Below are 23,428 nucleotides of genomic sequence, written 5' to 3'. Positions count from 1 at the left end.
AACCTAGTGACAAGCCACTATGAACGTAGTACCATCCGTGCCATGGACACGCGGACGTCCCCCACAGTCGCCGCGGAGACCACGGCCTGGTCGCCGCCCCTCCCGGCCGCTCCCGGCTTCGAGCACTTCATCGTCCAGACGCCGGGCGTGCGTCGCCACGTCGCCGCCATCGGCGCGGGTGAGCCTGTCGTGCTGCTGCACGGCTTCCCGGCGCACTGGTGGCAGTGGCACGCGATCGCACCGATCCTCGCCGCGCACGGGTACCGCGTGATCTGCCCGGATCTGCGCGGATCCGGGTGGACGCACGCCGACGACCCCGCCTTCCACCGTGAGACCCAGCTGGGCGACGTGCTCGCCGTCCTCGACGCGCTGGGGATCGATCGCGCCCACGTGATGGCCCACGACATGGGGGCGATCTCGGCCATGCAGCTCGCGTACGGTCATCCCGAACGAGTGCGGGCGATGGTGCAGCTGGCCGTGCCGCCGGGCTTCATGGAGTTCAGCCCGAAGGTGATCCCGGCGTTCCGGCACATGCCGAGACTGCTGGCGCACCGCCCGCCGACCTCGATGAGCTACCTCTTCAACCCGGCGTATCAGCAGCGGCCGTTCACCGACGAGGAGGTCACCGCGTATCTCGCTCCCGAGGAGCGACCGGAGGTGCTGGAGGCGGTGCACCGGTTGTATCGGGGCATGGTGATCCCGGTGTCGCTGCAGCTGATGCGCGGAGACTTCAAGCGTCGGCGACTGCAGCCGCCGACCTTGTTCGTCTTCGGGCGCGAGGACCGGCCCTTCACCGAGGAAGTCGTGCGCAGGATCAGCCGCCATCGCGGACGGCGGGCCGAGCGCACCGAGCTGGCCTTCGTCGAGAACGCCGCGCACTTCCTCCCGGAGGACGCCCCCGAGGCTGTCGCAGCCCTCGCGATCGAGTGGTTCCGCAGCTCCGCATCCGCCTGACCTCCGGCGCTCGCCGGGGCGCGGCATCCGATTCCCGATCGTTCGTTCCGCAACCCCTGTCGTCTCCGTCCTCGGTGTATTAGGTTGCTCGTGATCGCGCCCACGAGGACGCGTGCATGCGGCGGGCAGAGTCGCCCGCCAAGAAGGGGAGGGCCCTGTGCACACGCGCAACACATCGATCGGACGGCTGACGGGAGGGGCGGTGGTCGCGGCGACCGCGATCGCCCTCGCGCTGGCCGGCCCGGGATCGGCGGCCACGGCCGCACCCGGCGACAAGAACACGCCGAACGGTCCCACGATCGACATCCAGCTGCTGTCGTTCAACGACTTCCACGGCAACCTCGAACCGCCGGCCGGATCCAGCGGGCGGCTCACGCTTCCCGGTGGAGCGACGACCGACACCCTCACGCCTCCCGGTGTGGGCGGTGTCGAGTACCTCGCGACGCATCTCGCGCAGGCGCGCGTGGGCCACCCGTACTCGCTCACCGTGGCCGCCGGAGACCTCATCGGCGCGTCACCGCTGCTGTCCGGCGCCTTCCACGACGAGCCGTCGATCGAGGCGCTCAACGCACTCCACCTCGACGTCTCGGCGGTCGGCAACCACGAGTTCGACGAGGGCTACGTCGAGCTGCAGCGCATGGCGAACGGGGGCTGCCTCGACGACGGCGACGGCGCGAACAACCAGAACTCGTGCCCGGACGGAAGCTTCGACGGCGCCGACTTCGATCTCCTCGCCGCGAACGTGGTGCACGAGGGGACGAACAAGACGATCCTCCCGGCGTACTCGATCAAGAACATCAAGGGCGCCAAGATCGGCTTCATCGGCATGACGCTCGAGGCCACGCCCGACATCGTGACGGCGTCCGGCATCGCCGGCCTCCAGTTCAAGGACGAGGTCGAGACGGCCAACGCGCTGGTCCCGGTGCTGAAGGCGAAGGGCGTGAACGCCATCGTCGTGCTCATCCACCAGGGCGGCACGCCCGTCGGCAACGCCGCGTACAACGCCGCATGCGGCAACGGCGCGGAACTCGCCGCGGACAGCCCGATCATCCCGATCGCGCAGAATCTCGATCCTGCGATCGACCTGATCATCTCGGGCCACACGCACCAGCCGTACGTCTGCGACATCAAGGACCCGGCGGGCAACGACCGCATGGTCACGTCGGCCTCGTCGTTCGGGCGTCTGTACACCGAGACGAACCTCACGTACGACAAGCGCACGCAGGACATCGTGCGCACGTCGGTGGCGAGCGCGAACATGCTCGTGACGCGCGATGTGGCGAAGGACCCCGCCGAGACCGATCTCATCACCAGATACCGGACCTTGGTGGCGCCGATCGCGAGCAAGGTGATCGGCAGCATCACCGCTGATGTGACGAACGCCGTCGCACCAGGCGCCTCCGGCGAGTCGCCCCTCGGCGACCTCATCGCCGACGCGCAGCTGGCCGATCCGAGCGTCGTCGGGCCGTACGCCACGCCGCAGATCGCGCTGATGAACCCCGGCGGCATCCGCGCCAGCCTGACGTACGCGGCGTCCAAGTGGGGCGAGGCGCCGGGCGCGATCACGTTCGACGAGGCGTTCACCGTCCAGCCGTTCAACAACTACCTGGTCTCGCTCGACCTCACCGGTGCGCAGATCAAGCAGCTGCTGAACCAGCAGTGGAGCGGCGTGAACTCGGGGACGTTCAAGAAGATCCTGCAGGTCAGCGCGGGCTTCGCGTACAGCTATTCGGGCACGACGCTCGGTCCGGTCACGCTCAACGGGCAGCCGCTGGTCGACACGACCGTGTACCGCGTCGTGACGAACAACTTCCTCGCCGGTGGCGGGGACGGGTTCCCGACGTTCCTGCAGGCGCAGAACGTCTACTACGGCGGGCTCGACATCGACGCCTTCGCCGCATACCTGACCGCGCACAGCCCCTACACGCCGGGCGCGCTCACCCGCATCACCATCCAATAGCCGAGAGGACGAAGGGGCCCGGTGCTGCATCAGCACCGGGTCTCTTCGTCTGCGTCTTCAGGCTGCGAGCGAGTGCGCGTCCAGGATCGTGTACGCGTAGCCCTGCTCCGCCAGGAAGCGCTGGCGGTTCTGCGCGAAGTCCTGGTCGACGGTGTCGCGTGCGATGAGCGTGTAGAAGCTCGCCGTATGGTTGGACTGCTTGGGGCGCAGGAGGCGTCCGAGGCGCTGCGCCTCCTCCTGGCGCGAGCCGAACGATCCCGACACCTGGATGGCGACGGATGCCTCGGGCAGGTCGATCGAGAAGTTCGCGACCTTCGACACCACGAGCACCGAGATCTCGCCGACGCGGAACGCCTGATACAGCTCCTCGCGCTCGTCGACGGGCGTCTGACCGGTGATCTTCGGCGCATCCAGGGCGTCGGCGAGCACGTCGATCTGGTCGAGGTACTGCCCGATGATGAGGATGCGTTCGCCTTCGTGGCGCTCGACGAGCCGCTTCACGACGCCGATCTTGGCAGGCGCGGTCGCGGCGAGGCGGTAGCGCTCGTCGTCCGCGGCGGCCGCGTACTCGAGGCGGTCGCCGGCGGGCAGGTCGACGCGCACCTCGTAGCAGACGGCGGGGGAGATGAAGCCCTGCGCCTCGATCTCCTTCCACGGTGCGTCGAACCGCTTGGGGCCGATGAGGCTGAACACGTCGCCCTCGCGGCCGTCCTCGCGCACGAGGGTCGCTGTGAGGCCGAGGCGGCGGCGCGCCTGCAGGTCGGCGGTGAGCTTGAACACCGGCGCGGGCAGCAGATGCACCTCGTCGTACACGATGAGGCCCCAGTCCAGTGCATCGAGCAGCGCGAGGTGCGCGTACTGACCCTTCCGCTTCGCGGTGAGGATCTGGTAGGTCGCGATCGTGACCGGCTTGATCTCCTTGGTCTGGCCGGAGTACTCGCCGATCTCCTCCGCGGTCAGCGACGTGCGCTTGATCAGCTCGTCGCGCCACTGGCGGGCGCTCACGGTGTTGGTCACGAGGATGAGCGTCGTCGTCTTCGTCTCGGCCATCGCGCCGGCGCCCACGAGCGTCTTGCCGGCGCCGCAGGGCAGCACCACCACGCCGGACCCGCCCTCGGTGAATGTGTCGACCGCGTGGCGCTGGTAGGGGCGCAGGTGCCAGCCGTCCTCGGCGAGGTCGATCGGATGCGGCGTGCCCGGGGTGTAGCCGGCGAGGTCCTCCGCGGGCCAGCCGATCTTCAGGAGCTCCTGCTTGATCTGGCCGCGCGCCCAGGCGTCCACGACGAAGACGTCGGGGGCCGGGTGACCGATCAGCAGCGGCTGGATGCGCTTGTTCTTGGAGACCTCGGCGAGGACCGCGGCATCCGTCGAGCGCAGGATCAGCTCGCCGCCCGAGCCGTCTTCTGCGACCGGCGTGCGCTCGATCACGAGACGCCCGTACCGGCGCACTGTCTCGGCGATGTCGATCGACACCGACGGGGGCACCGGGAAGCGCGACCAGCGGTCGAGGGTCGCGAGCATGTCCTCGGCGTCGTGCCCGGCCGCTCGCGCGTTCCACAGTCCGAGCCGCGTGATGCGGTACGTGTGGATGTGCTCGGGGGCGCGCTCGAGCTCGGCGAAGATCGCCAGCTCGTGCCGCGCGCTCTCGGCGTCGGGGTGCGCGACCTCGAGGAGAACCGTGCGGTCGCTCTGGACGATGAGGGGGCCGTCAGCCATAACGGACCAGTCTACCGGCGAGGCGAGGGGCGAGGTGCGTCCGTCCGGGATCAGGCCGCGTGGACGCTCACGATGCTCGAGACGGGGAGCGTCCGTTCGATGTCGGCGGCGCGGTCGCGGCCGCGCAGCCGCCCGCCGCCGAGGCCCGCCGCCTCCAGGGTGAACGAGCGCTCCGAGCCGTCCGGCATCCGCACATCGACGACGATCTCGGCGCGGGCGCGCACCGCCTGCTCGAGCTCCCGTTCGAGCCAGCCCGCGTCGCCGTGGGCGCCATGCCCGCCGCGGAGCGTGGCGATGACGTGCGCGTACGTCTCGACCGCCGTGGCTGCCGGCGCGGACGGCACCGCCGTCGTGCGGCGGTGGACCGACTCGGCGACGCCGGCGGCATCGAGCGCGACGACCGGATAGCGGGCGTCGGCGAGCGTCCAGTACACCGCGTCGCGGGCCACGCGGGAGGTCAGGCCGTCGCCGTCGTCCCCGATGAGCCCGAGCGGCCGCAGCGCCTGGTCGACGGCGATCGCGTCGAGCAGCCCCGCATCGACGCTGTCCACCCGGGTGCGGCCGGTGCGCTCGTCGCTGCGCACGCGGACGAGTCCGTGGCGCACCGCGGTGCTCTCGATGAGGTAGTCCAGCGGCTGCGGGATGCCGGTCAGCGACAGGCCGCCCAGGAACTCCCGCATCGACGCGGCCGTCTCGCCCTCGGTCATGCCCGCGCCCAGGGATGCCGCGCTGAATCGGTACGTGGATGCCTGCGCCCGCGACTCCCGCACCGCGAGCGAGCGCAGCCGGAGGTCCAGCGCCGGGGCGAGCGGCCCGGGCGCTATGGCCGTCAGGTCGGCCTGAAGGTAGACCCGATCGATCTCGGCGGGGAGGAAGGGCGCCATGGTCGCGGCATCCGCTCGCTCTCCCGCGCGCAGCGCCGCGGTCCAGGGGAACTCGGCAGGCGAGGAATCGGAGGCGAAGAGCCCCCACTGCACGCCGATGCGGTGTCGCCGGGCGGCGCGGGCCGGCCAGTCGTGGTCCAGCGGATAGGTCGATGCCCAGGTGGCGGGGTCCGCGAATCCGCCGGACGCCGAGCGGAGGCCGCCGGGCAGGCCGTCGCGGAAGCCTTCGGCGATCGCCTCCCAGCGTCGCGGGGTCGGCGTCTGGAGCCAGTGCTCGCCCGCCTCGGTGACCGCCCATTCCCGGTCGCGGGCGACCGCGAGCCCGGCGTCGGCGGCCGCGGTGAGCAGGTCTTCGAGGTCGTCGGCGGGCGTGATGGCGCCGGCATCCGTCAGCCGTCGCCGGTCCGCGGCGCTCACCGCGCCCGCTCCGGTGCGGGCGACCGGTGTGTGCAGGCACGCGAGCAGCACGTCGGCCAGTGAACCCGCGGTCGTGAAGGCGCGCTCCGCGGCGGCGGCAGCGGCGCGCGGTTCCGCGGCCACCGGCGCGGGCGGCGCCGGCGGCGCGACGAAGGCGCCGGGATCCGCCTCGGCGGCGATCGCGATCCTCGCGGTCACCTCGTTGTACGGCACACCGTCCGCATCGACGAGGGCGAGGCGCGCAGGTTCGCGATCCAGCGCGGTCCGGCCGGCGCGCAGCGCGATGAGGTCCTGGCGGTCCAGGCGGGTCAAGGCGCGATCGATCGACCCGGAGTCGAGCAGGCCCTCGGCGGCGTCGAAGAAGTCGTGCCACCCGGTCTGGGGCGAGACTCCGCGCGCGGCGAGCGTCTCGGCGAGCGCGGCGTCACCGAGATCGGCAAGCCGCGTCGCGAGGGCGCGCGCGTCGGAGACCACCCGCTCAGCCTCCTCGGTTGGCCCGGGCCCTCCGCACGAAGCTCATGATCAGGACGGTGAGCAGCAGCGCGAACGCGACGATGGGGGCGATGTAGACCAGCACCCCCACGAGCGGCCAGATGCCGCTGCCCATGTCGGCACCGGAGGCCGACGCGATCATGATCGCGAAGAAGCTCACGATCGAGAGCACGAGCAGCCCCAGTGACATGAAGGCCAGGATGCGATCGATGCGGCGCACGGGGACGTCGCCGGAGGGGTTCGTGCTCATCCGCTCCAGCCTACTCGCTGGCCCCCGATGGCGGTCGACCCGCGTGAGGACCGAGAGGATGCCGCGCCACGGGTCTGCGGCGGCGGCATCGCCACTAGGCTAGGGGTGGGGTTGCAAGGCCCCGCTTTCGTCATGCACTGTTTCGCCGCGCGCCTGCGCGGCGCCCTATTCAGCGAGGTCTCGATGCCCACCGGCAAGGTCAGGTTCTACGACGAGGAGAAGGGGTTCGGCTTCATCTCCTCCGAAGACGGCCAGGACGTCTTCCTGCACGCCACGGCCCTTCCCGCCGGCACGCCCGCGCCGAAGGCGGGTACGCGCCTGGAGTTCGGCATCGCCGACGGCAAGCGCGGGCCGCAGGCGCTGTCGGTGCGCGTGCTCGAGGCCCCGGTGAGCCTCGCCAAGCGCTCGCGCAAGCCCGCCGACGACATGGCGATCATCATCGAGGACCTGGTGAAGCTGCTCGACGGCATCGGCGGCGACCTTCGCCACGGCCGGTACCCGAGCGGCGCGCATGCCAAGAAGGTCGCGGCAGTCCTGCGCAAGGTGGCGGATGAACTCGACGCCTGATCCGTCCGACTCCGTCGCCGATGCTCCCGAGGTCGACGACGCGTCCGGCGTGTCCTCGGCGGAGGCGCCGGTGACGGATGCCGCGCCCCTCGCCGCTGCCGACGAGCCTGCGACCGCCGACGTCGAGGCCGGCGTGGAGATCGTCCCGGTCGAGGAGGCCGTCGAGGTCGAGGAGATCGTCCCGGTCGAGGAGATCGTCGAGGTTGAGGAGATCGTGGCCGTCGAGCCGGATCCCGAGCTCCTCGCCGCTCACGACCTCGCCCTGGCCGCGCTGCGCGAGATCACGCCCGAGGCGACGATCGGCGAGCCCGCGGACTACCGCGTCGAACGCGACGGCGTCGTGTCGCTCCGGTTCACGAACCTGCTCGCGGGGTACCCGGGCTGGTTCTGGACGGTGAGCCTCGCACGCGTCGAGGGCGCCGCGCCCACCGTCCTGGAGGTCGAGTTGCTCCCCGGCGACGGTGCGCTGCTGGCACCGGACTGGGTGCCGTGGGCGGTGCGTCTGGCCGACTACCACGCGGCCCAGGCCGCGCTCGCGGAGGCCGCGCACGCCGACGAGGCCGACGAGCACGACGACCTCGACGAGCACGATCTCGACGACGTCGACGATCTCGACGCGTCCGACTTCGACGAGGACGGCTCGCCGATCCTCCACGCCGGCGACCTCGACGGCGTGGACATCGACCAGTTCGCCGAGGACGCCGACGACTTCGAGCGCGACGACGACTCGGATGATGACGACGACTCGGATGATGACGACGACTCGGATGACGACGACGACTCGGACGACGAGGATGAAGACTCGGATGACGAGGATGAAGACTCGGATGACGAGGACGACGACTCTGACGAGGACGACGACTCCGACGACGACGAGGATGACGCAGAGCGTCGCTGAACGCCTGCTCTTCGCCTGAGCCGTTCGTCGCACTCGCGCACCGGTGTGGTCGCGACTGACGACCGCCTCCTGCGGGACACTCCGGTCGCTCCGCGACGATGGCGCGAGGCCGGTCATCGAGGGGGAGTGCTTTGTGCATCCGCAGGCGGAGCGCCCGCATCCCGAGCTCCCGCCGACACTGAGAGGGGCGGTCCTCCGCGCCCGCAGCGCGCGGAGGACCGCCCCTTGGCCGACCGTCAGGCGTTCAGGGGAGCCGTCGGGGTCGGCGGGGTCACGCGGAATGCGGCCCTGCGCAGCGCCTCGTCGCGTGAGGACGGACCGACGAGGAGTTCGAACTCGCCGGGCTCGACGATGCGGCGGCTGCCGGCATCCACGATCGTGCAGTCCGCGACCGGGACCGACAGCTCGACCGTGACGATCTGCCCCGGCTCGATGTCGACGTGGCGGAACGTCTTGAGCTCCTTGTCGGCCCAGCTGACCGAGGTGACGGTGTCGCGCACGTACACCTGCACGATCTCGTGCGCCGGGCGCGTGCCGGTGTTGCGCAGCTCGATGGTCGCGCGCACGGTGTCGTCCTGGCCGAGCTCGGTGTCGACGATGCGCAGACGGTCGTACTCGACCGTCGTGTACGACAGTCCGTCGCCGAAGGCCCAGGCGGGCGCCTGCGTGAGGTCGGCGTAGCGGTCGCCGTGCTGGCCGCGGATCTGGTTGTAGTAGATCGGCAGCTGTCCGACGTGGCGGGCGAACGAGATCGGCAGGCGTCCGGCCGGCTCGACGAGTCCCAGGGCGAGCTCGGCGATCGCGCGACCGCCTTCCATGCCGGGGGATGCCGCCCAGATGACCGCCGCCGCGCGGTGCGCCGACGCGGGGAGCACGAGCGGCTTGGACGCCATCAGCACGACGACGAAGGGCGTGCCGGTCTCGGCGAGGGCGTCCAGCAGTGCGATCTGGCCGCCGATGAGGTCGAGGGTCGCCGTCGAGCGACCCTCGCCGACGAGCTCGATGACGTCGCCCACGACGACGACCGCGACATCGGCCGCCTGTGCGGCGGCGACCGCTTCGGCGATCAGCGCGTCGTCGGCCGGCGACGGCACGACGAGCTGCGGACGGGGCTGGCCGTCGGGGAAGAAGGCTCCGGCCGGGTCCTCCTCGAGCGTCAGGACCTCCGCGCCGCGAGCGTGCGTGACCGTCCAGTCGGCCGGCGCGTACATGCGGAACCCGTCGAGCACCGTCGTGATCATGTCGCGCGGCTGGCCGTCGAGCCACCCGGCCTGTCCGGAACCGCCCGCCCAGTCGCCGAGCTGCGTCTGCGCGTCGTCGGCGAGCGGACCGATCACCGCGACGCGGCGTGCGCCGGCGGCTCCGGGAACGGCCCGGCCGCCGGCATCCGCCGTGTATCCGCCGTCCAGCGGCAGCAGGCCGTCGTTGCGCAGCAGCACGAGGGAGCGACGGGTCAGCTCGAGGTTGAGGGCACGGTGCTCGGCTGTCGCGATCTCGCTCGCGATGCGGGCGTCGTCGGGCAGCCGCGGATCGGCGAACAGGCCGAACTCGAACTTGAGCAGGAGGATGCGGGCGACCGCGCGGTCGAGCGCCTCCTCGGTCAGCAGTCCCTGCGCGAGCGCGTCGAGGGCACCCTGGAAGAACCCCGGCGTGGTCATGATCATGTCGTTGCCGGCATTCACCGCCGCGGCCGCGGCGTGCGCGTAGTCGGGCTGCACCTGCTGCTCCCACACCATGCGGCCGACGTTGTCCCAGTCGGTGATGAGCGTGCCGGTGTAGCCCCACTCTCCCCGCAGCACGTCGTTGAGCAGCCAGTCGTTGATCGTGATCGGCACGCCGTCGGTGGTCTGGTAGCCGAGCATGAAGGTGCGGCATCCCTCCTTCGCGACCCGCTCGAACGGGGGAAGGAACCATGAGCGGAGCTTGCGGCGCGAGATGTCGGCCTCGCTGGCGTCGCGGCCGCCCTGCGTCTCGGAGTACCCGGCGAAGTGCTTCGCGGTCGCGAGGATCGCGGTGGGGTCGCCCAGTCCGTCGCCCTGGTAGCCGCGCACCATCGCGGAGGCGAGCTCGCCGATGAGGTAGGGGTCCTCGCCGAACGTCTCGTCGACGCGCCCCCAGCGCAGGTCGCGGGCGATGCACAGCACCGGCGAGAAGGTCCAGTGGATGCCGGTGGCCGCGACCTCGACCGCTGTCGCGCGGGCGACCTTCTCGACCAGGTCGGCATCCCACGATCCCGCCATGCCGAGCTGCGTCGGGAAGATCGTGGCGCCCTCCCAGAACGAGTGGCCGTGGATGCAGTCCTCGCCGACCAGCAGCGGGATCTGCAGCCGCGTCTGCAGCGTGAGCTCGCGGGCGCGCAGCACGCGTTCGGGCGACGTGTGCAGGATCGAGCCGACGTGCTTGCGCAGCACGTGGTCGTCGAGGTCGTCGCGCGCGTCGAGCTGCATCATCTGCCCGACCTTCTCCTCGACGGTCATGCGACCGAGGAGGTCCGCGATGCGGTCCTGGACCGGCAGCGTCTCGTCGAGGTAGTTCGGGATGGTCGCCGTGGTCACGCGTTCTCCTGGGTCTTCGTGTTCGTGCGCACGACCGTGACGGTGTCGTTCACGTTCATGCCCTTCTTCTTCATGGCGCGGGCGCGCTCGCCGGCCGACCGCAGGCGCGGGTTGACGTACTCGTCGATGCCGAAGTTGATGAGCGACAGGGCGACGCCGATCGCGGCGATGCACAGCCCCGGGGGAAGGAACCACCACCACTGGCCCTGGCGGAACGCGCCCTGCGCGCTGGCCCAGTTGAGGATCGTGCCCCAGTTGTAGGTCGTCACCGGGATGATCCCGATGTACGACAGGGTCGTGAGGCCGATGATCGCGGCCGTCACGGTGCCCACGAAGCTCGCGGCGATGAGCGCCATGAGGTTCGGGAGCATCTCGACGGTGATGATCCGCCGCAGGGGCTCGCCGTTGGCGCGGGCCGCCTGCACGAAGTCCCTGCTGCGCAGCGACATCGTCTGGGCGCGCAGCACGCGGGCGCCCCACGCCCAGCCGATCAGACCCAGCACCCCCGCGATGAGGATGAGGGGCGGGTCCTCGAACATGGAGGCCACGATGATGATGAGCGGGATGCCGGGGATCACGAGGAAGACGTTCGTGAGGGCCGACAGACCCTCGCTGCGCCACCCGCGCAGGTAGCCCGACAGCACGCCGACGACGATCGCGATGACCGTGGCGATGATCGCCGCGAGGAACCCCACGACGATGACGCCGCGCGTGCCGTGGATGACCTGGCTGAGTACGTCCTCGCCGATGTGCGTCGTGCCCAGCCAGTGCTGCGCCGACGGCGGCTGGAAGCGCGCCGTGTTGTCGACCTTCGTGGGGGAGTACGGCGCCAGCACGTCGGCGAAGATCGCGACGAGGACGAAGAACCCGAGGATCGACAGCCCCGTGATCGACTTCTTGTTGCGGAACATCGCGAACGCGGCGCCCAGCTTCGACCAGAAGTTCGGCTTCTTGGGTGCGCTGCCGGCGGCAGCGGGATTGCGGACGGTCGCGGTCGCCGGTGCGTTCGCGGAACGCTGCGCCGTCGTGTCGTCGTTGACGATCGTGTTCATGCTCATGCCTCCGTCTGGCGGGTGCGCGGGTCGAGGAATGCATAGGCGACGTCGGCGAGGAGGTTCGCCAGGAGCACCGAGATCGTGATCACGAGGAACACCCCCTGCATGAGGGCGTAGTCCTTCGCGTTGGTGGCGTCGAGCAGGAGCTTGCCGACGCCGGGATAGCTGAACACCACCTCCATCACGATCGTTCCGCCGACGATGAAGCCGAGCGCGAGCGCGAAGCTCTGGATCTGCGGGAGCACCGCGTTGCGTGCCGCATAGCGCCACAGCACCCGGTCGTTCGGCATGCCCTTGGCCTGCGCGACGGTTACGTAGTCCTCGTCGAGCACCGTGAGCATCATGTTGCGCATGCCGAGCATCCAGCCGCCGAGCGAGGCGATGACGATCGTCGCGGCGGGGAGGAAGCCGTGATGGAGCACGTCGCCGATGAACTCCCAGGACCATTCCGGTGCCACTCCGACGCCGTACGCCTTGCCGATCGGGAACCACCCGAGCGCGACCGAGAACACGGAGATCGCCAGCAGACCCAGCCAGAAGTAGGGGATGGTGCTGAAGAAGGTCGTGATCGGGATGAGGACGTCGAGCCGGCTGCCGCGGCGCCACCCGACGATCGCCCCGCCGATCGTGCCCACCGCGAACGCGATGAGCGTCGCGAAGCCGACGAGGGCGACGGTCCAGATCAGGGACTGGCCGACCACTTCGGTCACCGGCCGCATGCCGTGCAGCAGCGAGATGCCGAGGTCGCCGCGCAGCAGATGCGCCCAGTAGTCGATGTACTGCTGCCAGAGCGAGGCGTCGGTGTCGAGTCCGAGCAGCGCGCGCAGCGCCTCGGCCGCCTCGGGCGTGACGTTGCGGTTGCGGGCGAGGTACGCGGTCACCGCGTCGCCCTTCATCAGGCGCGGAAGGAAGAAGTTGATCGTGATGGCCGCCCACAGCGTGAACAGGTAGAACAGGGCGCGGTTGCCGAGGAAGCGCCACGGGATGCGTGCGCGGCCCTTGACGGCGCCTGTCGCCGTGGTGCCCGCTTCGATCGCGTCGAACTCGGGGGTCGGCAGCTGGGGGGCGACGGTGCTCACTTCTCACCTCCGAGGATGCCGGCTGCGTGCGCGAAGTAGGTGTCGGGATCGGGGGATGCCGCGCGCAGCTCTTGGGTGTACGGGTTCTGAGGACGCAGGATCACGTCGTCGGCGGGACCGCGTTCGACGACCCGGCCCTGGTTGAGCACGAGGATCTCGTCGCTGAAGTGGCGGGCGGTGGCCAGGTCGTGCGTGATGTACAGCACGCCGAGCCCGTGCTCGCGCTGCAGGTCGGCGAGCAGGTTCAGCACTCCCAGGCGGATAGAGACGTCGAGCATCGAGACCGGCTCGTCGGCCACCAGCAGCTTCGGGCGGGAGGCCAGTGCCCGGGCGATCGCGACGCGCTGGCGCTGGCCCCCCGAGAGCTCGTGCGGCCGGCGGTCGATGACGGCATCGGCATCGAGACGGACGCGGCCGAGGAGGCGGCGCACCTCGTCGTCGAGCTGGTCCTTCGGCACGACCTTGTCGAGCTGGAGCGGCCGCTCGATCGCGTAGCGGATGGTGTGGTAAGGGTTCAGTGAGGCGAACGGGTCCTGGAAGACCATGCGCAGCTGCTGGCGGTACGCCCGCAGGCCCTTGCCGCGACGGGGGATCGGCTGGCCGTCGAGACGGATCTCGCCGCTCGTGGGCGATTCGAGCTGGGTGAGGATCTTGGCGATCGTCGACTTGCCGCTGCCGGACTGGCCGACGAGGCCGATGGTCTGGCCCGAGCGCAGCGTGAAGCTCACGTCGTCGAGGGCTTTCATCTGACCGGCGCCGCGCACCGAGTACACCTTGGTGACGGCGTCGAATTCGAGGACGGTCATCGGTGGACCACCCCCCTCTCTCCGGTGAGTCTGGGGAACGAGGCCAGCAGCGTCCGGGTGTACTCGTCCTGCGGATCGGTCCACACCCGCTCGGCGGTGTCGAGCTCGACGATCTCGCCCTCGCGCATGATCGCGATGCGGTCGCTGATCTCGAGCAGCAGCGGCAGGTCGTGGGTGATGAAGATGACCGAGAAGCCGAACTCGTGGCGCAAGTGCGAGATCTGACGCAGGATCTCGCGCTGCACGAGCACGTCGAGCGCGGTCGTCGGCTCGTCCATGATCATCAGCTGCGGACGCAGCGCGAGCGCCATGGCGATCATGACGCGCTGGCGCATGCCGCCTGACAGCTCGTGCGGGTACGAGCGGTAGCGCTGTGCGCCGACCTTGACGATCTCGAGGAGCTCGACGACGGCGGCTTTGCGCTGCGCGCGGGTCATCGAGGGGCGGTGGACCTCGAACACGTCCTCGAGCTGAGAGCCGATCGTGGTGACCGGGTTTAGTGCGTTCATCGCGCCCTGGAAGACCATGGAGATCTTGTCCCAGCGGAAGCGGCGCATCTCCTCGACCTCGAGGGCGTTGATGTCGATGTCCTCGCCCGAGGCGTCGTGGAAGGTGACGGAGCCGCCGGTGATGACGGCGGGGGCCTTGAGCAGGCGCTGGATGCCGTAGGCGAGCGTGGTCTTGCCGCATCCGCTCTCGCCGGCGAGGCCGAGGATCTCGCCGCGGCGCAGTTCGAGTGTGACGTTCTTGACGGCTTCGACGGGGGGATCGACGTCGTACTCCACGGAGAAGTCGTGGATGGACAGCAGTGAGTCGTTCATCGGTGCAGGATCGCTTTCTTCGGGCTCACGTGGCAGGCGGGGCGGATGCACCGGGGATGCACCCGCCCCGCCTGCCGGTGCAGATCAGCTGGCGGGCTTCAGCTTCGTCAGGATCTGGACCACCGCGGGCTGCGTCGGGTCAGCCGAAGAGTACTGGTCCGACTCCGAGGGCCAGCCGACGTAGTTGCGGGTGTTGAACTCGCCGAGCAGCGGGTGTGCACCGAGCGGGATCGCCGGCACGTCGGTGGCGAACGCCTTCTCCATGACGGCGACGGCGGCGGAGCGCTCCTCGTCCGACGAGGTGTTCGCGTACGTGTTGAGCGCCTCGGTCACGGCCGGGTTGTCGTAGCGGCCGAAGTTGAACTGCGCCTTGCCGTCGACGATCCACTTCGGGTCCATCGTGGAGGTGTAGAGGCCGTAGGCGTTCCCGGTGTCCTCCAGCCAGTGGATGATCATCTGGAACGTGCCCTCCTGGCGAGCGGCATCCCAGCCGCCCCAGTCCGGCTGGTCGACCTTCACGTCGATGCCCAGGCCCTCGCCGAGCTCCTCGGCGAGGAGCGCCTGCTCGGTGTTCCAGTCGCTCCAGCCCGCGGGAACCGAGATCGAGAACGAGACCGCCTCGCCGGACGGATCGATGAGCTTCTCGTCCTTCCAGGTGTAGCCGGCGTCCGTGAGGATCTGCTTCGCCTTGTCGACGTCGACGCTGTAGAGGTCGCCCTCGTACTCGGCGTCGATCTCGTCGGCGAGCAGGTCGCCGAGGCCGGTGACGCTCCAGATGGCCTCGCTCGCGCCTTCGCGGGCGACGTCGACGTACGCCTGGCGGTCGACGGTCCAGGCGATCGCCTGGCGCAGCGCGGGGTCGTTGAACGGCTTGGTCTGCAGGTTCATGAACAGCGTGCCCGCACCCGCCGTGGGCGAGGCGAGGAACTTGTTGTCGGGATCGGCCGACAGGTAGCTGTCCTTGATCTGCGGGATGAACGCCTGCGCCCAGTCGGCCTCGCCGGTGGCGAGGGCGGTGGTGAGTGCCGCGTTGTCGCCGTACGAGACGTAGTGGAGCTCGGGCACCGACAGCTCGCCACCCCAGTAGTCGGGGTTGGCGGTGAGAGTGACCGACTCGGTCGTCCAGGAGTCGAGCACGTACGGACCGGTGCCGACGGCCTGGCCCTCACCGGTCAGCGGGTCGGTGTTCGGGTCCTTGATGTCCTTCCAGATGTGCTCGGGCACGATCTGGAAGTGGAGCACGCGCGCCTGCTGCGTGTACTTCGAGCTGTTGAAGTCGATCGTCACGGTGTCGCCGTCGACGGTGACGCTCTTGAGGTCCAGCGCGTTGGTGTCGTTGAGCTTGCCGTCAAGGACCTGGTTGAACGAGAACGCGATGTCTTCGGCCGTGAAGTCCTCGCCGTCGCTCCACTTGACGCCGCTGCGCGCGACAGCGGTGAGCTGCGTGTAGTCGTCGTTCCACTCCACGGACTCGGCGAGCCACGGGGTGGTGCCGAGGTCGCCGGTCGGGTTGACCAGTGCGAGGGACTCGAAGATGACCTTGCCGTAGGCGTACTTCGACGCGGAGGAGTCGCCCAGGTACGGGTTGTTCGACTCGGTGGTGATCGCGCCGTCGGGCTTGGCGATCGTCAGCGCCGCGCCCGACGAGTCGGCGTCGTTGCCGCTTCCGCCGGCGCAGCCGGTGAGCACCAGTGCCGCGGCGACACCCACGGCGGCGAGGGATGTTCTGAGCCTCATTGCTTCTCCTTGATGTGAACACGACAGCGTGTCTCCCGGGGGGTGACGACGGCGTCAGGGTGATTGCCGATTCAACTTACAATCAAGTAAGTAATCTTTGCAACTAGGCTTCATCCGCGGCCCGGAACGGCCGTGGATAAACTCGCACACGCCGGTTCATGCGCCCGGAAACGCGGATGAGAAATGGGGGGCACCGATGGCTGACCAACGACGGCAGCCGCGCTCGCGGCCCGAGACCCTCGCGCGCAGGCGCGACATCCTCGACGCGGCGGTCGAGATCTTCGGCAGCAAGGGATTCGCCGGCGGCACGCTCCAGGAGATCGCCGATCAGGTGGGCATGACCCACGCCGGGATCCTCCACCACTTCGGATCGAAGGACCAGCTGCTCCTCGAGGTGCTGCAGCACCGCGACGAGACCGATGTCGCCGACCTCGAGGAGAAGCACATCCCCGACGGCATGCCGCTGTTCCGTCACCTGGTGCGCACCGCGTTCGTCAACGCCCACCGCGCGGGGATCGTGCAGGCGTACGCGGTGCTGTCGGCGGAGTCGGTCACCGACGACCACCCCGGCCGCGCGTTCTTCGAGCAGCGGTACAGCACGCTGCGGTCCGAGGTCGCCCACGCCTTCGAGGTGGTGTGCGCGGAGCGCGGCATCACCGCGCCCGACACCATCGCGAACGCGTCCACGAGCATCCTCGCCGTCATGGACGGTCTGCAGGTGCAGTGGCTCCTCGCCCCCGATGCCGTGGACCTGGCGCACGCGTCGGAGTTCGCGATCGAGGCGATCGTGTCGGCCGTGCTCTCTCCGCAGCCGTCGCCCCTCGTCGAGCCCGCTGCGAGCGCGAAGGCGTGAGGAGAGCGGTCCCCGCTCGCCCCGATCGCTCGCAGCCGGGTGCGGCTCAGCCGAGCCGCTCGACGGTGTAGTCGATGCAGCGGATGAGCTGACGCACGTCGTCCGGCTCGATCGAGACGAACGTGGCGATGCGCAGCTGGTTGCGGCCGAGCTTACGGTAGGGCTCGGTGTCGACGATGCCGTTGGCGCGCAGGCTCTTGGCCACGGCTGCGGCATCCACCGTCTCGTCGAAGTCGATCGTGACGACCACAGGGGAGCGGTCGGCCGGGTCCGCGACGAAGGGGGTCGCGAAAGCGGATGCCTCCGCCCAGGCGTACAAGGCCTGCGACGACTCGCGGGTGCGGGCGTCGGCCCACTGCAAGCCGCCCGAGGAGATGATCCAGTCGAGCTGCTTGTCGAGGAGGAACAGCGTCGCGAGCGCCGGCGTGTTGAGGGTCTGGTTCAGGCGCGAGTTGTCGAGCGCGTTCTTCAGGCTCAGGAACTCGGGGATGTAGCGACCCGACGCCGCGATGCGCTCGATCCGCTCGATCGCCGCCGGCGACACCAGCGCGAACCACAGGCCGCCGTCCGAGCCGAGGTTCTTCTGCGGGGCGAAGTAGTAGACGTCGGCCTCGTGCACCGAGAAGTCGATGCCGCCCGCCGCGCTCGTCGCGTCGATGACGGTGAGAGCGCCCTCGTCGCCGTGCACGCGCGTGATCGGGGTCGACACGCCGGTCGAGGTCTCGTTGTGCGTCCAGGCGTACACGTCGACGCCCTCGACCGCCTCGGCGACGGTGCGCGTGCCCGGCTCGACTTTGCGGACATCGGGGGCCTCGAGCCACGGGGTCTTCGCCGCAGCGGCGAACTTGCCGCCGAACTCGCCGAACACCAGGTTCTGGCTGCGCTTCTCGATCAGCCCGAAGGCCGCAGCATCCCAGAACGCCGTCGACCCGCCGTTGCCGAGGATCACCTCATACCCGGTCGGGAGGCGGAACAGCTGGCTCAGCTCGGCGCGCACCTGGCCGACCAGGTCCTTGACGGGCGCCTGGCGGTGCGAGGTGCCCAGCAATGCCGATCCGGGTCCTGCGAGCGCCTCGATGTGCGCGGGCGCGATCTTCGACGGGCCGCAGCCGAATCGTCCGTCGGTGGGCAGGATCTCACGGGGCAGGAGGACGTGGGCCATGGGTCGATTCTAGAGAGGCGCGCCCGGGCGCCTCGCCCCCGTGACCGGCTGTGACGCGACCGCCCCTCGCCGCCGGCGTCGGGACGCGTGCGGCCGGCCTCGGCGTCAGGGGCAGAGGATAGGCTGTCCTGAGCCCCTTGAGAAGACTGAGGACACCGCGATGACCGACCTTATCGACACCACCGAGATGTACCTGCGCACGATCCTCGAGCTCGAGGAGGAGAACATCGTGCCGCTGCGCGCGCGCATCTCGGAGCGGCTCGGGCACTCCGGCCCGACGGTGTCGCAGACGATCGGCCGCATGGAGCGCGACGGGCTCGTGGTGGTCTCGGACGACCGCACGCTCGAGCTCACCGACGCCGGGCGCCAGAAGGCCGTCGACGTCATGCGCAAGCATCGGCTCGCCGAGCGCCTGCTCTCCGACGTGATCGGCCTGGACTGGGCCTACGTGCACGAAGAGGCCTGCCGCTGGGAGCACGTCATGAGCGAGCAGGTCGAGCGTCGCCTGGTCGAACTGCTGGGGCATCCCACCGAGTCGCCGTACGGCAACCCGATCCCCGGCCTCGACCAGCTGGGCGACATGCCGGCGACCGGGTTCGAACAGGGCGTCGTCGGGCTGGTGCGCCGCCTCAACGACGCGGGCGAGCCCATCACCGGCACCGTCCGCCGCCTCGCCGAGCCCGCGCAGGTCGACCCCGAGCTGCTGCAGCAGCTCAAGGGCGCCGGTGTCGTGCCGGGTGCCGTCGGCGACTACCGCTACAGCGAGGGCTACGTGCTCGTGCAGATGCAGGGCAACGACGAGGGGCTGGAGCTGCCGGTCGAGGTGGCATCCCACATCTTCCTGGTCGACGAGGCGCGCTGACGCGACGCCGCCGGCGGCGTGCGGAGCATCCGGATCACACTGTCCGGAGATTGCCAGCCGGGGAGCGTGACAGAACCGTGACCTTCAGGTAGCCTCGAAAAGTCCACCAGGCGAGAAGCCCGCCGACCGGACCCCGCGTGGATTGCCTCACCGGCTCGTCGTCCACATGTGGTGAAGCCCGCACATCGTGCCCCGACATCGAGTGCTGACGAGCCAGGCGCCCCGGGCGCAGAGGCGCCGGAGGAACAGTTTGGCTGAAGAGATCGAGTCGCACGCGAACGTGCCCGAGCGCGCGGCGACGGAGCAGACCCGTCGTGCGCGCAACCGCAGGACCCCCGCGCGACCCGCTCGCGCCACCGCGCCGGCCAAGCCGACCGCGGCCCGCGCGGCCGCCGGTCCGTCGTCGTCGCCCAAGGGGGCGAAGCGGGTCACCAAGCCGTTGCGCAGCCTCGTCATCCTGACCATGGTCGGCGGCCTCGTCGCGACCGTCGCCCTTCCCGCGTTCGCCGCGAGCGCCACCCGTGCCGAGGAAGACCCGGTCACGCTGCAGCAGATGGCGGTCGACGACGCCCAGAGCTTCGTGGCGGCCTCCGACGCGAGCACCACCGAGTTCTCGCGGGGCAGCTACGCCGCCACCACGGCGGAAGAGATCGAGAAGAAGAAGGCGGCCGAGGCGGCCGCCGAGCGCGCCCGCCAGGCCGCGAAGCGTGTGTCGACGGCATCCCTCCCGACGAACATCGCCCTCACCTCGCCCGGCACCGGCGAGGTGCGGTGGCCGCTCCTCAACTTCACCAAGGGCCGCGGGCTCTGGGATTCGGGCTATCACCAGGGCGTGGACCTCCTGACCTCGTGCGGCACGCCGATCTACGCCACCGCCTCCGGCGTCGTCAAGGTCTCGCAGGAGAGCTACGGCGGCTACGGCGTCGCCGTCTCGATCGACCACGTCATCGGCGGCCAGCGGGTCAACTCCCTCTACGGCCACATGACCTACGGCTCGCGCCAGGTCTCGGTGGGCCAGTCCGTCGATGCCGGCCAGCTCATCGGCCTTGTCGGCAGCACCGGCAGCTCGACCGCGTGCCACCTCCACTTCGAGGTCCACATCAACGGCTCGGTCGTCGACCCGTGGGCGTGGCTGCAGGCCAACGCCGGCTGAATCCTCTCGACAGCACGGATGCCTCCGCCCGGCCGGGCGGAGGCATCCGTTCTCCGACACGCCTCAGATCGTTCACAGCCGCCACGGCCCTCGTGTCGGCAGGGTGCGTTAGCCTGAATCCCGACGCTGAGAGAGCGGAGGGAGCCGATGGGCTGCACACCACGCATCCGAACCATGGATGCGCTCGGACGCCTCGTCCTTCGGCATTGCACGAGTGGATGCCGCGGCATTGCCGTGGTTCCAAGGCGCTGTCTATAAGACAGCGCCTTTTTTCATGCCCCTGCGCCCTTGATCGTCGCACGTCGAATACCGAGAAGCCGTCCCGGCCATTCGAGAGGATGATCAATGCGCACTCTGGTGCTGAACGCGGGCTACGAGCCGCTCGCGGTCGTGTCGTTCAAACGGGCGCTCGTGCTCGTGATGAACGAGAAGGCCACCGTGGTGGAACACACCGAGACCGATCCGGTGTGGGGGACCAGACGCTCGTACGAACGCCCGGCCGTGATCATCCTGACCCGCTACGTGCGGGTGCCGGGAGGTCGCCACGTCCCGGTGACGCGGCGCGGCGTGCTGCGGCGCGACAATCACCGCTGCGCGTACTGCGCGAAGGCGGCGTCGACGATCGACCACGTGCTGCCGCGGTCGCGCGGCGGCGCCGACTCGTGGGAGAACCTCGTCGCGTGCTGCCTGCGCTGCAACAACGTCAAGGGCGACCGCACCCCGCAGGAGATGGATTGGGAGCTGCGCTTCACGCCGCACCCGCCGCGCGGGGCGCAGTGGACCGTGCGTGGCACGGAGCGCGCCGATCCGCGGTGGGAGCCGTATCTCGCGCTCGCGGCGTGAGTGCCCCCTGACGGCGCGGGTCAGCGTTCGTCGAGGACGCGCAGCCACCGGGTGAGGATCGGCTCCAGGGCGGCGGCATCCGTCGTCCCGAGCTCGTCCAGGATGCGCTGCTCGTTCGCCAGATGCGCGGCGATCGCGCGATCGATGAGGTCCCTGCCCTCCGGGGTGAGCCGCACCAGGCGTCTGCGAGCGTCGGATGCCTCCGCCCGGCGTTCGACGAGTCCCCGCGCTTCGAGGCGGTCGACGCGCTTGGTGAGCCCACCGGTGGTGACCAGGGTGTGGTCGGCGAGTTCGCCGGCGGCGCGTTCGTACGGGGCGCCCGCGCGCCGCAGGGTCGCGAGCACGTCGAACTCGCCTTCGCTGAGGCCGAACTCGCCGTAGACGGCGACGAGACGGTCGGTGAGGGCGAGCGCGATGCGGTGCAGCCGCCCGATGACGCCCTGGGGGGAGGGGTCGAGGTCGGGGCGCTCGCGGCGCCATTCCTGCTGGATCTCGGCGACGCGGTCGAGCGGTGCGCGCTGGGGGTGGTCGTCGGCCATGTCGCCATCTTATCTTCCCGGTAAGATAAAGTATCTTCCATGGAAGATAAGCGCTGGGCGTGGATCCTGGTGACGGCGATCGCCCCGATCGCCTGGGGAAGCGGCTACGTCGTCACGCGCAGCCTGCTCCCCGCCGAGTCGCCGCTGTGGGGCGGAGTGCTGCGAGCCCTTCCCGCCGGGCTCATCGTGCTGCTGCTGGCCCGCCGGCTTCCGCGCGGGTCGTGGTGGTGGCGCTCCCTCGTGCTCGGCACGCTGAACGTCGGCGGGTTCTTCGTGCTCGTGTACGTCGCGGGTCAGCGCCTGCCCTCGAGCCTGGCCGCCACGCTGATGTCGGCATCCGCGGCCTGCATGCTGCTGTTCGCCTGGCTGCTGCTGCATCGCCGGCCCCGGCTCGCGGCGGTGCTCGGCGCGATGGTGGGGCTCGTCGGCGTCGCGGTGATGCTGGGCTTCGACGCTGACGGGGCCGATCCGTGGGGCGTGGCCGCATCGCTCGGCGCGATGGTCGCCTCGTCGATCGGGTTCGTGCTGACGTCCCGCTGGGGCGCCGGGGTCCCCGCCCTCACGATGACGGCGTGGCAGCTCATCGGCGGGTCTGTCGTGCTCCTTCCGGTGGCGGTGATCGTCGAGGGCGGGCCGCCGGCGCTGACCGTGCCGTCGGCGCTCGGCTTCGCCTATCTCACGCTCATCGCCACCGCCGTCGCCTACGCGGCATGGTTCGCGGGCCTGCGGCGCCTCTCGCCGGGAGTGGTCGGGGTGGTCGGACTGCTCAACCCGGTGACGGGCGTGGTGCTCGGGGTGGCGCTGGCCGGGGAGGCGTTCGGCGCGCCGCAGATCGCGGGCGTCTCCCTCGTGCTCGCCGGGATCGTGGTGGGTGCCGCGCCGGCCAGGGGCAGCGCCACGCGTCAGCGGTCGTGGGCGTCCAGGAGGGCGGACGCGACGTCGGGCACGTAGTTCTCGAGGTTGCGAGGCGGGCGCTCGTAGCCGCGTGAGGGCGCGCGCGGCGGGATCACGACATCCTCCCGCTCGACCATCGTGTACGGGATCTGCGAGAGCAGGTGCGACATCATGTTGATGCGGCTGCGGCGCTTGTCGACCGACGGCACCTCGTGCCAGGGCGCCTCGGGGATGTCGGTGTGCACGAACATGCTGTCCTTCGCGCGGGAGTAGTCCTCCCACTTCGTGATCGACAGCACGTCGTTGGGGCTGAGCTTCCAGCGGCGCATCGGGTCTTCGGCGCGTGAGCGGAACCGCTTCTCCTGCTCGATGTCGGACACGCTGAACCAGTACTTCAGCAGGAGGATGCCGTCTTCCACCAGCATCCGCTCGAAGATCGGCGCCTGGTGCAGGAACCGGTGGTACTCGGCGTTGGTGCAGTACCCCATGACGTGCTCGACGCCGGCGCGGTTGTACCAGGAGCGGTCCATGAGCACGATCTCGCCGGCGGCCGGCAGGTGCGGCACGTAGCGCTGGAAGTACCACTGGGTGCGCTCGCGCTCGGTGGGCGTCGGCAGCGCCACGATGCGGGTCACGCGCGGGTTCATGTACTCCGAGACGCGCTTGATCGTGGATCCCTTGCCCGCGGCATCCCTTCCTTCGAAGATCACCACGATGCGCGCGCCGGTGGACTGGACCCAGGCCTGCATGTCGACGAGCTGAGCCTGCAGGCGGCGGAGCTCCCGCTCGTAGGGCTTCTTCGGGATCCGCGGTTCGCTCATGGATCCTGAGGCTACACGCCGTCGTGGATGCGGGGAGGGGGGATTCCTCGAACATAACTGTCGGAACCCGGCGGTACTCTCATGTTCTGCGATTGAGATGCTAGAACATC

The 23,428-nt window shown here is 70.0% G+C and carries 21 protein-coding genes; 9 read left to right on the top strand and 12 right to left on the bottom strand.

Features of this window, described 5'->3' with window-relative positions; all coding sequences use genetic code 11:
• The first annotated feature begins 42 nt into the window (after positions 1–42).
• On the top strand, positions 43–954 hold the full coding sequence (locus tag AC1DDU_RS01595) for an alpha/beta fold hydrolase (RefSeq protein WP_477430879.1): 912 nt from the start codon (positions 43–45) through the stop codon (positions 952–954).
• 157 nt (positions 955–1,111) lie between these two features.
• A complete protein-coding gene (locus AC1DDU_RS01590; protein WP_477430878.1) occupies positions 1,112–2,914 on the top strand; it encodes a bifunctional metallophosphatase/5'-nucleotidase in 1,803 nt (600 codons plus the stop codon).
• 57 nt (positions 2,915–2,971) lie between these two features.
• Here AC1DDU_RS01590 and AC1DDU_RS01585 read toward each other — a convergent pair whose 3' ends face one another.
• From AC1DDU_RS01585 to AC1DDU_RS01575, 3 genes are read right to left on the bottom strand one after another with little or no spacing between them, the layout of a single operon-like run.
• Complete coding sequence (locus tag AC1DDU_RS01585; protein WP_477430877.1) at positions 2,972–4,630, bottom strand: DNA repair helicase XPB; 1,659 nt, start codon at positions 4,628–4,630, stop codon at positions 2,972–2,974.
• A gap of 50 nt (positions 4,631–4,680) precedes the next feature.
• A complete protein-coding gene (locus AC1DDU_RS01580) occupies positions 4,681–6,405 on the bottom strand; it encodes a helicase-associated domain-containing protein (RefSeq protein ID WP_477430876.1) in 1,725 nt (574 codons plus the stop codon).
• Positions 6,406–6,409: 4 nt separating this feature from the next.
• On the bottom strand, positions 6,410–6,673 hold the full coding sequence (locus tag AC1DDU_RS01575; RefSeq protein WP_477430875.1) for a multidrug ABC transporter ATPase: 264 nt from the start codon (positions 6,671–6,673) through the stop codon (positions 6,410–6,412).
• A 183-nt stretch (positions 6,674–6,856) separates the two neighbouring features.
• On the opposite strand from AC1DDU_RS01575, the gene AC1DDU_RS01570 reads away from it, so the two are divergent.
• Together AC1DDU_RS01570 and AC1DDU_RS01565 are read left to right on the top strand one after the other, a co-directional pair.
• Positions 6,857–7,240, top strand: coding sequence for a cold-shock protein (locus tag AC1DDU_RS01570; protein WP_477433393.1), 384 nt, complete (start codon positions 6,857–6,859; stop codon positions 7,238–7,240).
• Complete coding sequence (locus AC1DDU_RS01565) at positions 7,224–8,138, top strand: DUF3027 domain-containing protein (RefSeq protein WP_477430874.1); 915 nt, start codon at positions 7,224–7,226, stop codon at positions 8,136–8,138. Before AC1DDU_RS01570 ends, AC1DDU_RS01565 begins: the two co-directional genes overlap by 17 nt.
• A gap of 236 nt (positions 8,139–8,374) precedes the next feature.
• On the opposite strand, the gene AC1DDU_RS01560 is transcribed toward AC1DDU_RS01565, so the two are convergent.
• From AC1DDU_RS01560 to AC1DDU_RS01535, 6 genes are all read right to left on the bottom strand, one after another.
• On the bottom strand, positions 8,375–10,693 hold the full coding sequence (locus AC1DDU_RS01560) for an exo-beta-d-1,3/1,6-glucosidase (RefSeq protein ID WP_477430873.1): 2,319 nt from the start codon (positions 10,691–10,693) through the stop codon (positions 8,375–8,377).
• Positions 10,690–11,751, bottom strand: coding sequence for an ABC transporter permease (locus tag AC1DDU_RS01555; protein WP_477430872.1), 1,062 nt, complete (start codon positions 11,749–11,751; stop codon positions 10,690–10,692). Before AC1DDU_RS01555 ends, AC1DDU_RS01560 begins: the two co-directional genes overlap by 4 nt.
• Positions 11,748–12,827 (bottom strand): ABC transporter permease, encoded by a 1,080-nt coding sequence (locus tag AC1DDU_RS01550; RefSeq protein WP_477430871.1) that lies wholly within the window; start codon positions 12,825–12,827, stop codon positions 11,748–11,750. The genes AC1DDU_RS01555 and AC1DDU_RS01550 overlap by 4 nt, the downstream gene beginning before the upstream one ends.
• The gene (locus tag AC1DDU_RS01545) at positions 12,824–13,633 is read right to left on the bottom strand and encodes an ABC transporter ATP-binding protein (protein WP_477430870.1); all 810 of its coding nucleotides are present in this window, start codon (positions 13,631–13,633) and stop codon (positions 12,824–12,826) included. The genes AC1DDU_RS01550 and AC1DDU_RS01545 overlap by 4 nt, the downstream gene beginning before the upstream one ends.
• Positions 13,630–14,454, bottom strand: coding sequence for an ABC transporter ATP-binding protein (locus AC1DDU_RS01540; RefSeq protein WP_477430869.1), 825 nt, complete (start codon positions 14,452–14,454; stop codon positions 13,630–13,632). The genes AC1DDU_RS01545 and AC1DDU_RS01540 overlap by 4 nt, the downstream gene beginning before the upstream one ends.
• 84 nt (positions 14,455–14,538) lie before the next feature.
• The gene (locus AC1DDU_RS01535) at positions 14,539–16,191 is read right to left on the bottom strand and encodes an ABC transporter substrate-binding protein (protein WP_477430868.1); all 1,653 of its coding nucleotides are present in this window, start codon (positions 16,189–16,191) and stop codon (positions 14,539–14,541) included.
• Between the two features lie 196 nt (positions 16,192–16,387).
• On the opposite strand from AC1DDU_RS01535, the gene AC1DDU_RS01530 reads away from it, so the two are divergent.
• On the top strand, positions 16,388–17,044 hold the full coding sequence (locus AC1DDU_RS01530; protein WP_477430867.1) for a TetR/AcrR family transcriptional regulator: 657 nt from the start codon (positions 16,388–16,390) through the stop codon (positions 17,042–17,044).
• A gap of 46 nt (positions 17,045–17,090) precedes the next feature.
• On the opposite strand, the gene serC is transcribed toward AC1DDU_RS01530, so the two are convergent.
• Positions 17,091–18,206 carry a phosphoserine transaminase gene (serC, locus tag AC1DDU_RS01525; protein WP_477430866.1) on the bottom strand — a complete coding sequence of 372 codons (1,116 nt, stop codon included), beginning with the start codon at positions 18,204–18,206 and terminating at the stop codon, positions 17,091–17,093.
• Positions 18,207–18,366: 160 nt separating this feature from the next.
• Between serC and AC1DDU_RS01520 the strand changes: the two genes are divergently transcribed.
• The 3 genes from AC1DDU_RS01520 to AC1DDU_RS01510 all read left to right on the top strand — a co-directional run bounded on the left by AC1DDU_RS01520 (position 18,367) and on the right by AC1DDU_RS01510 (position 21,064).
• Positions 18,367–19,068 (top strand): iron-dependent transcriptional repressor DtxR, encoded by a 702-nt coding sequence (locus tag AC1DDU_RS01520; protein WP_477430865.1) that lies wholly within the window; start codon positions 18,367–18,369, stop codon positions 19,066–19,068.
• A 250-nt stretch (positions 19,069–19,318) separates the two neighbouring features.
• The gene (locus AC1DDU_RS01515) at positions 19,319–20,221 is read left to right on the top strand and encodes a M23 family metallopeptidase (protein WP_477430864.1); all 903 of its coding nucleotides are present in this window, start codon (positions 19,319–19,321) and stop codon (positions 20,219–20,221) included.
• A 345-nt stretch (positions 20,222–20,566) separates the two neighbouring features.
• The gene (locus tag AC1DDU_RS01510; RefSeq protein ID WP_477430863.1) at positions 20,567–21,064 is read left to right on the top strand and encodes an HNH endonuclease; all 498 of its coding nucleotides are present in this window, start codon (positions 20,567–20,569) and stop codon (positions 21,062–21,064) included.
• A gap of 20 nt (positions 21,065–21,084) precedes the next feature.
• Here the strand turns inward: AC1DDU_RS01510 and AC1DDU_RS01505 are convergent, their stop codons facing one another.
• Positions 21,085–21,603, bottom strand: a complete 519-nt coding sequence (locus AC1DDU_RS01505; RefSeq protein ID WP_477430862.1) for a MarR family winged helix-turn-helix transcriptional regulator — start codon at positions 21,601–21,603, stop codon at positions 21,085–21,087.
• 39 nt (positions 21,604–21,642) lie between these two features.
• On the opposite strand from AC1DDU_RS01505, the gene AC1DDU_RS01500 reads away from it, so the two are divergent.
• Positions 21,643–22,554 carry an EamA family transporter gene (locus AC1DDU_RS01500; protein ID WP_477430861.1) on the top strand — a complete coding sequence of 304 codons (912 nt, stop codon included), beginning with the start codon at positions 21,643–21,645 and terminating at the stop codon, positions 22,552–22,554.
• Here the strand turns inward: AC1DDU_RS01500 and ppk2 are convergent.
• Positions 22,506–23,318: a polyphosphate kinase 2 gene (ppk2, locus tag AC1DDU_RS01495; RefSeq protein ID WP_477430860.1), complete on the bottom strand. Its 813-nt coding sequence runs from the start codon at positions 23,316–23,318 to the stop codon at positions 22,506–22,508. The genes AC1DDU_RS01500 and ppk2 overlap by 49 nt on opposite strands.
• Positions 23,319–23,428: the final 110 nt, after the last annotated feature.

It is taken from the genome of Microbacterium sp. 05T445 (assembly GCF_056395865.1).
Note: the sequence above shows the minus strand (reverse complement) of the source record. Positions and strands in the feature narration are given on the sequence as shown.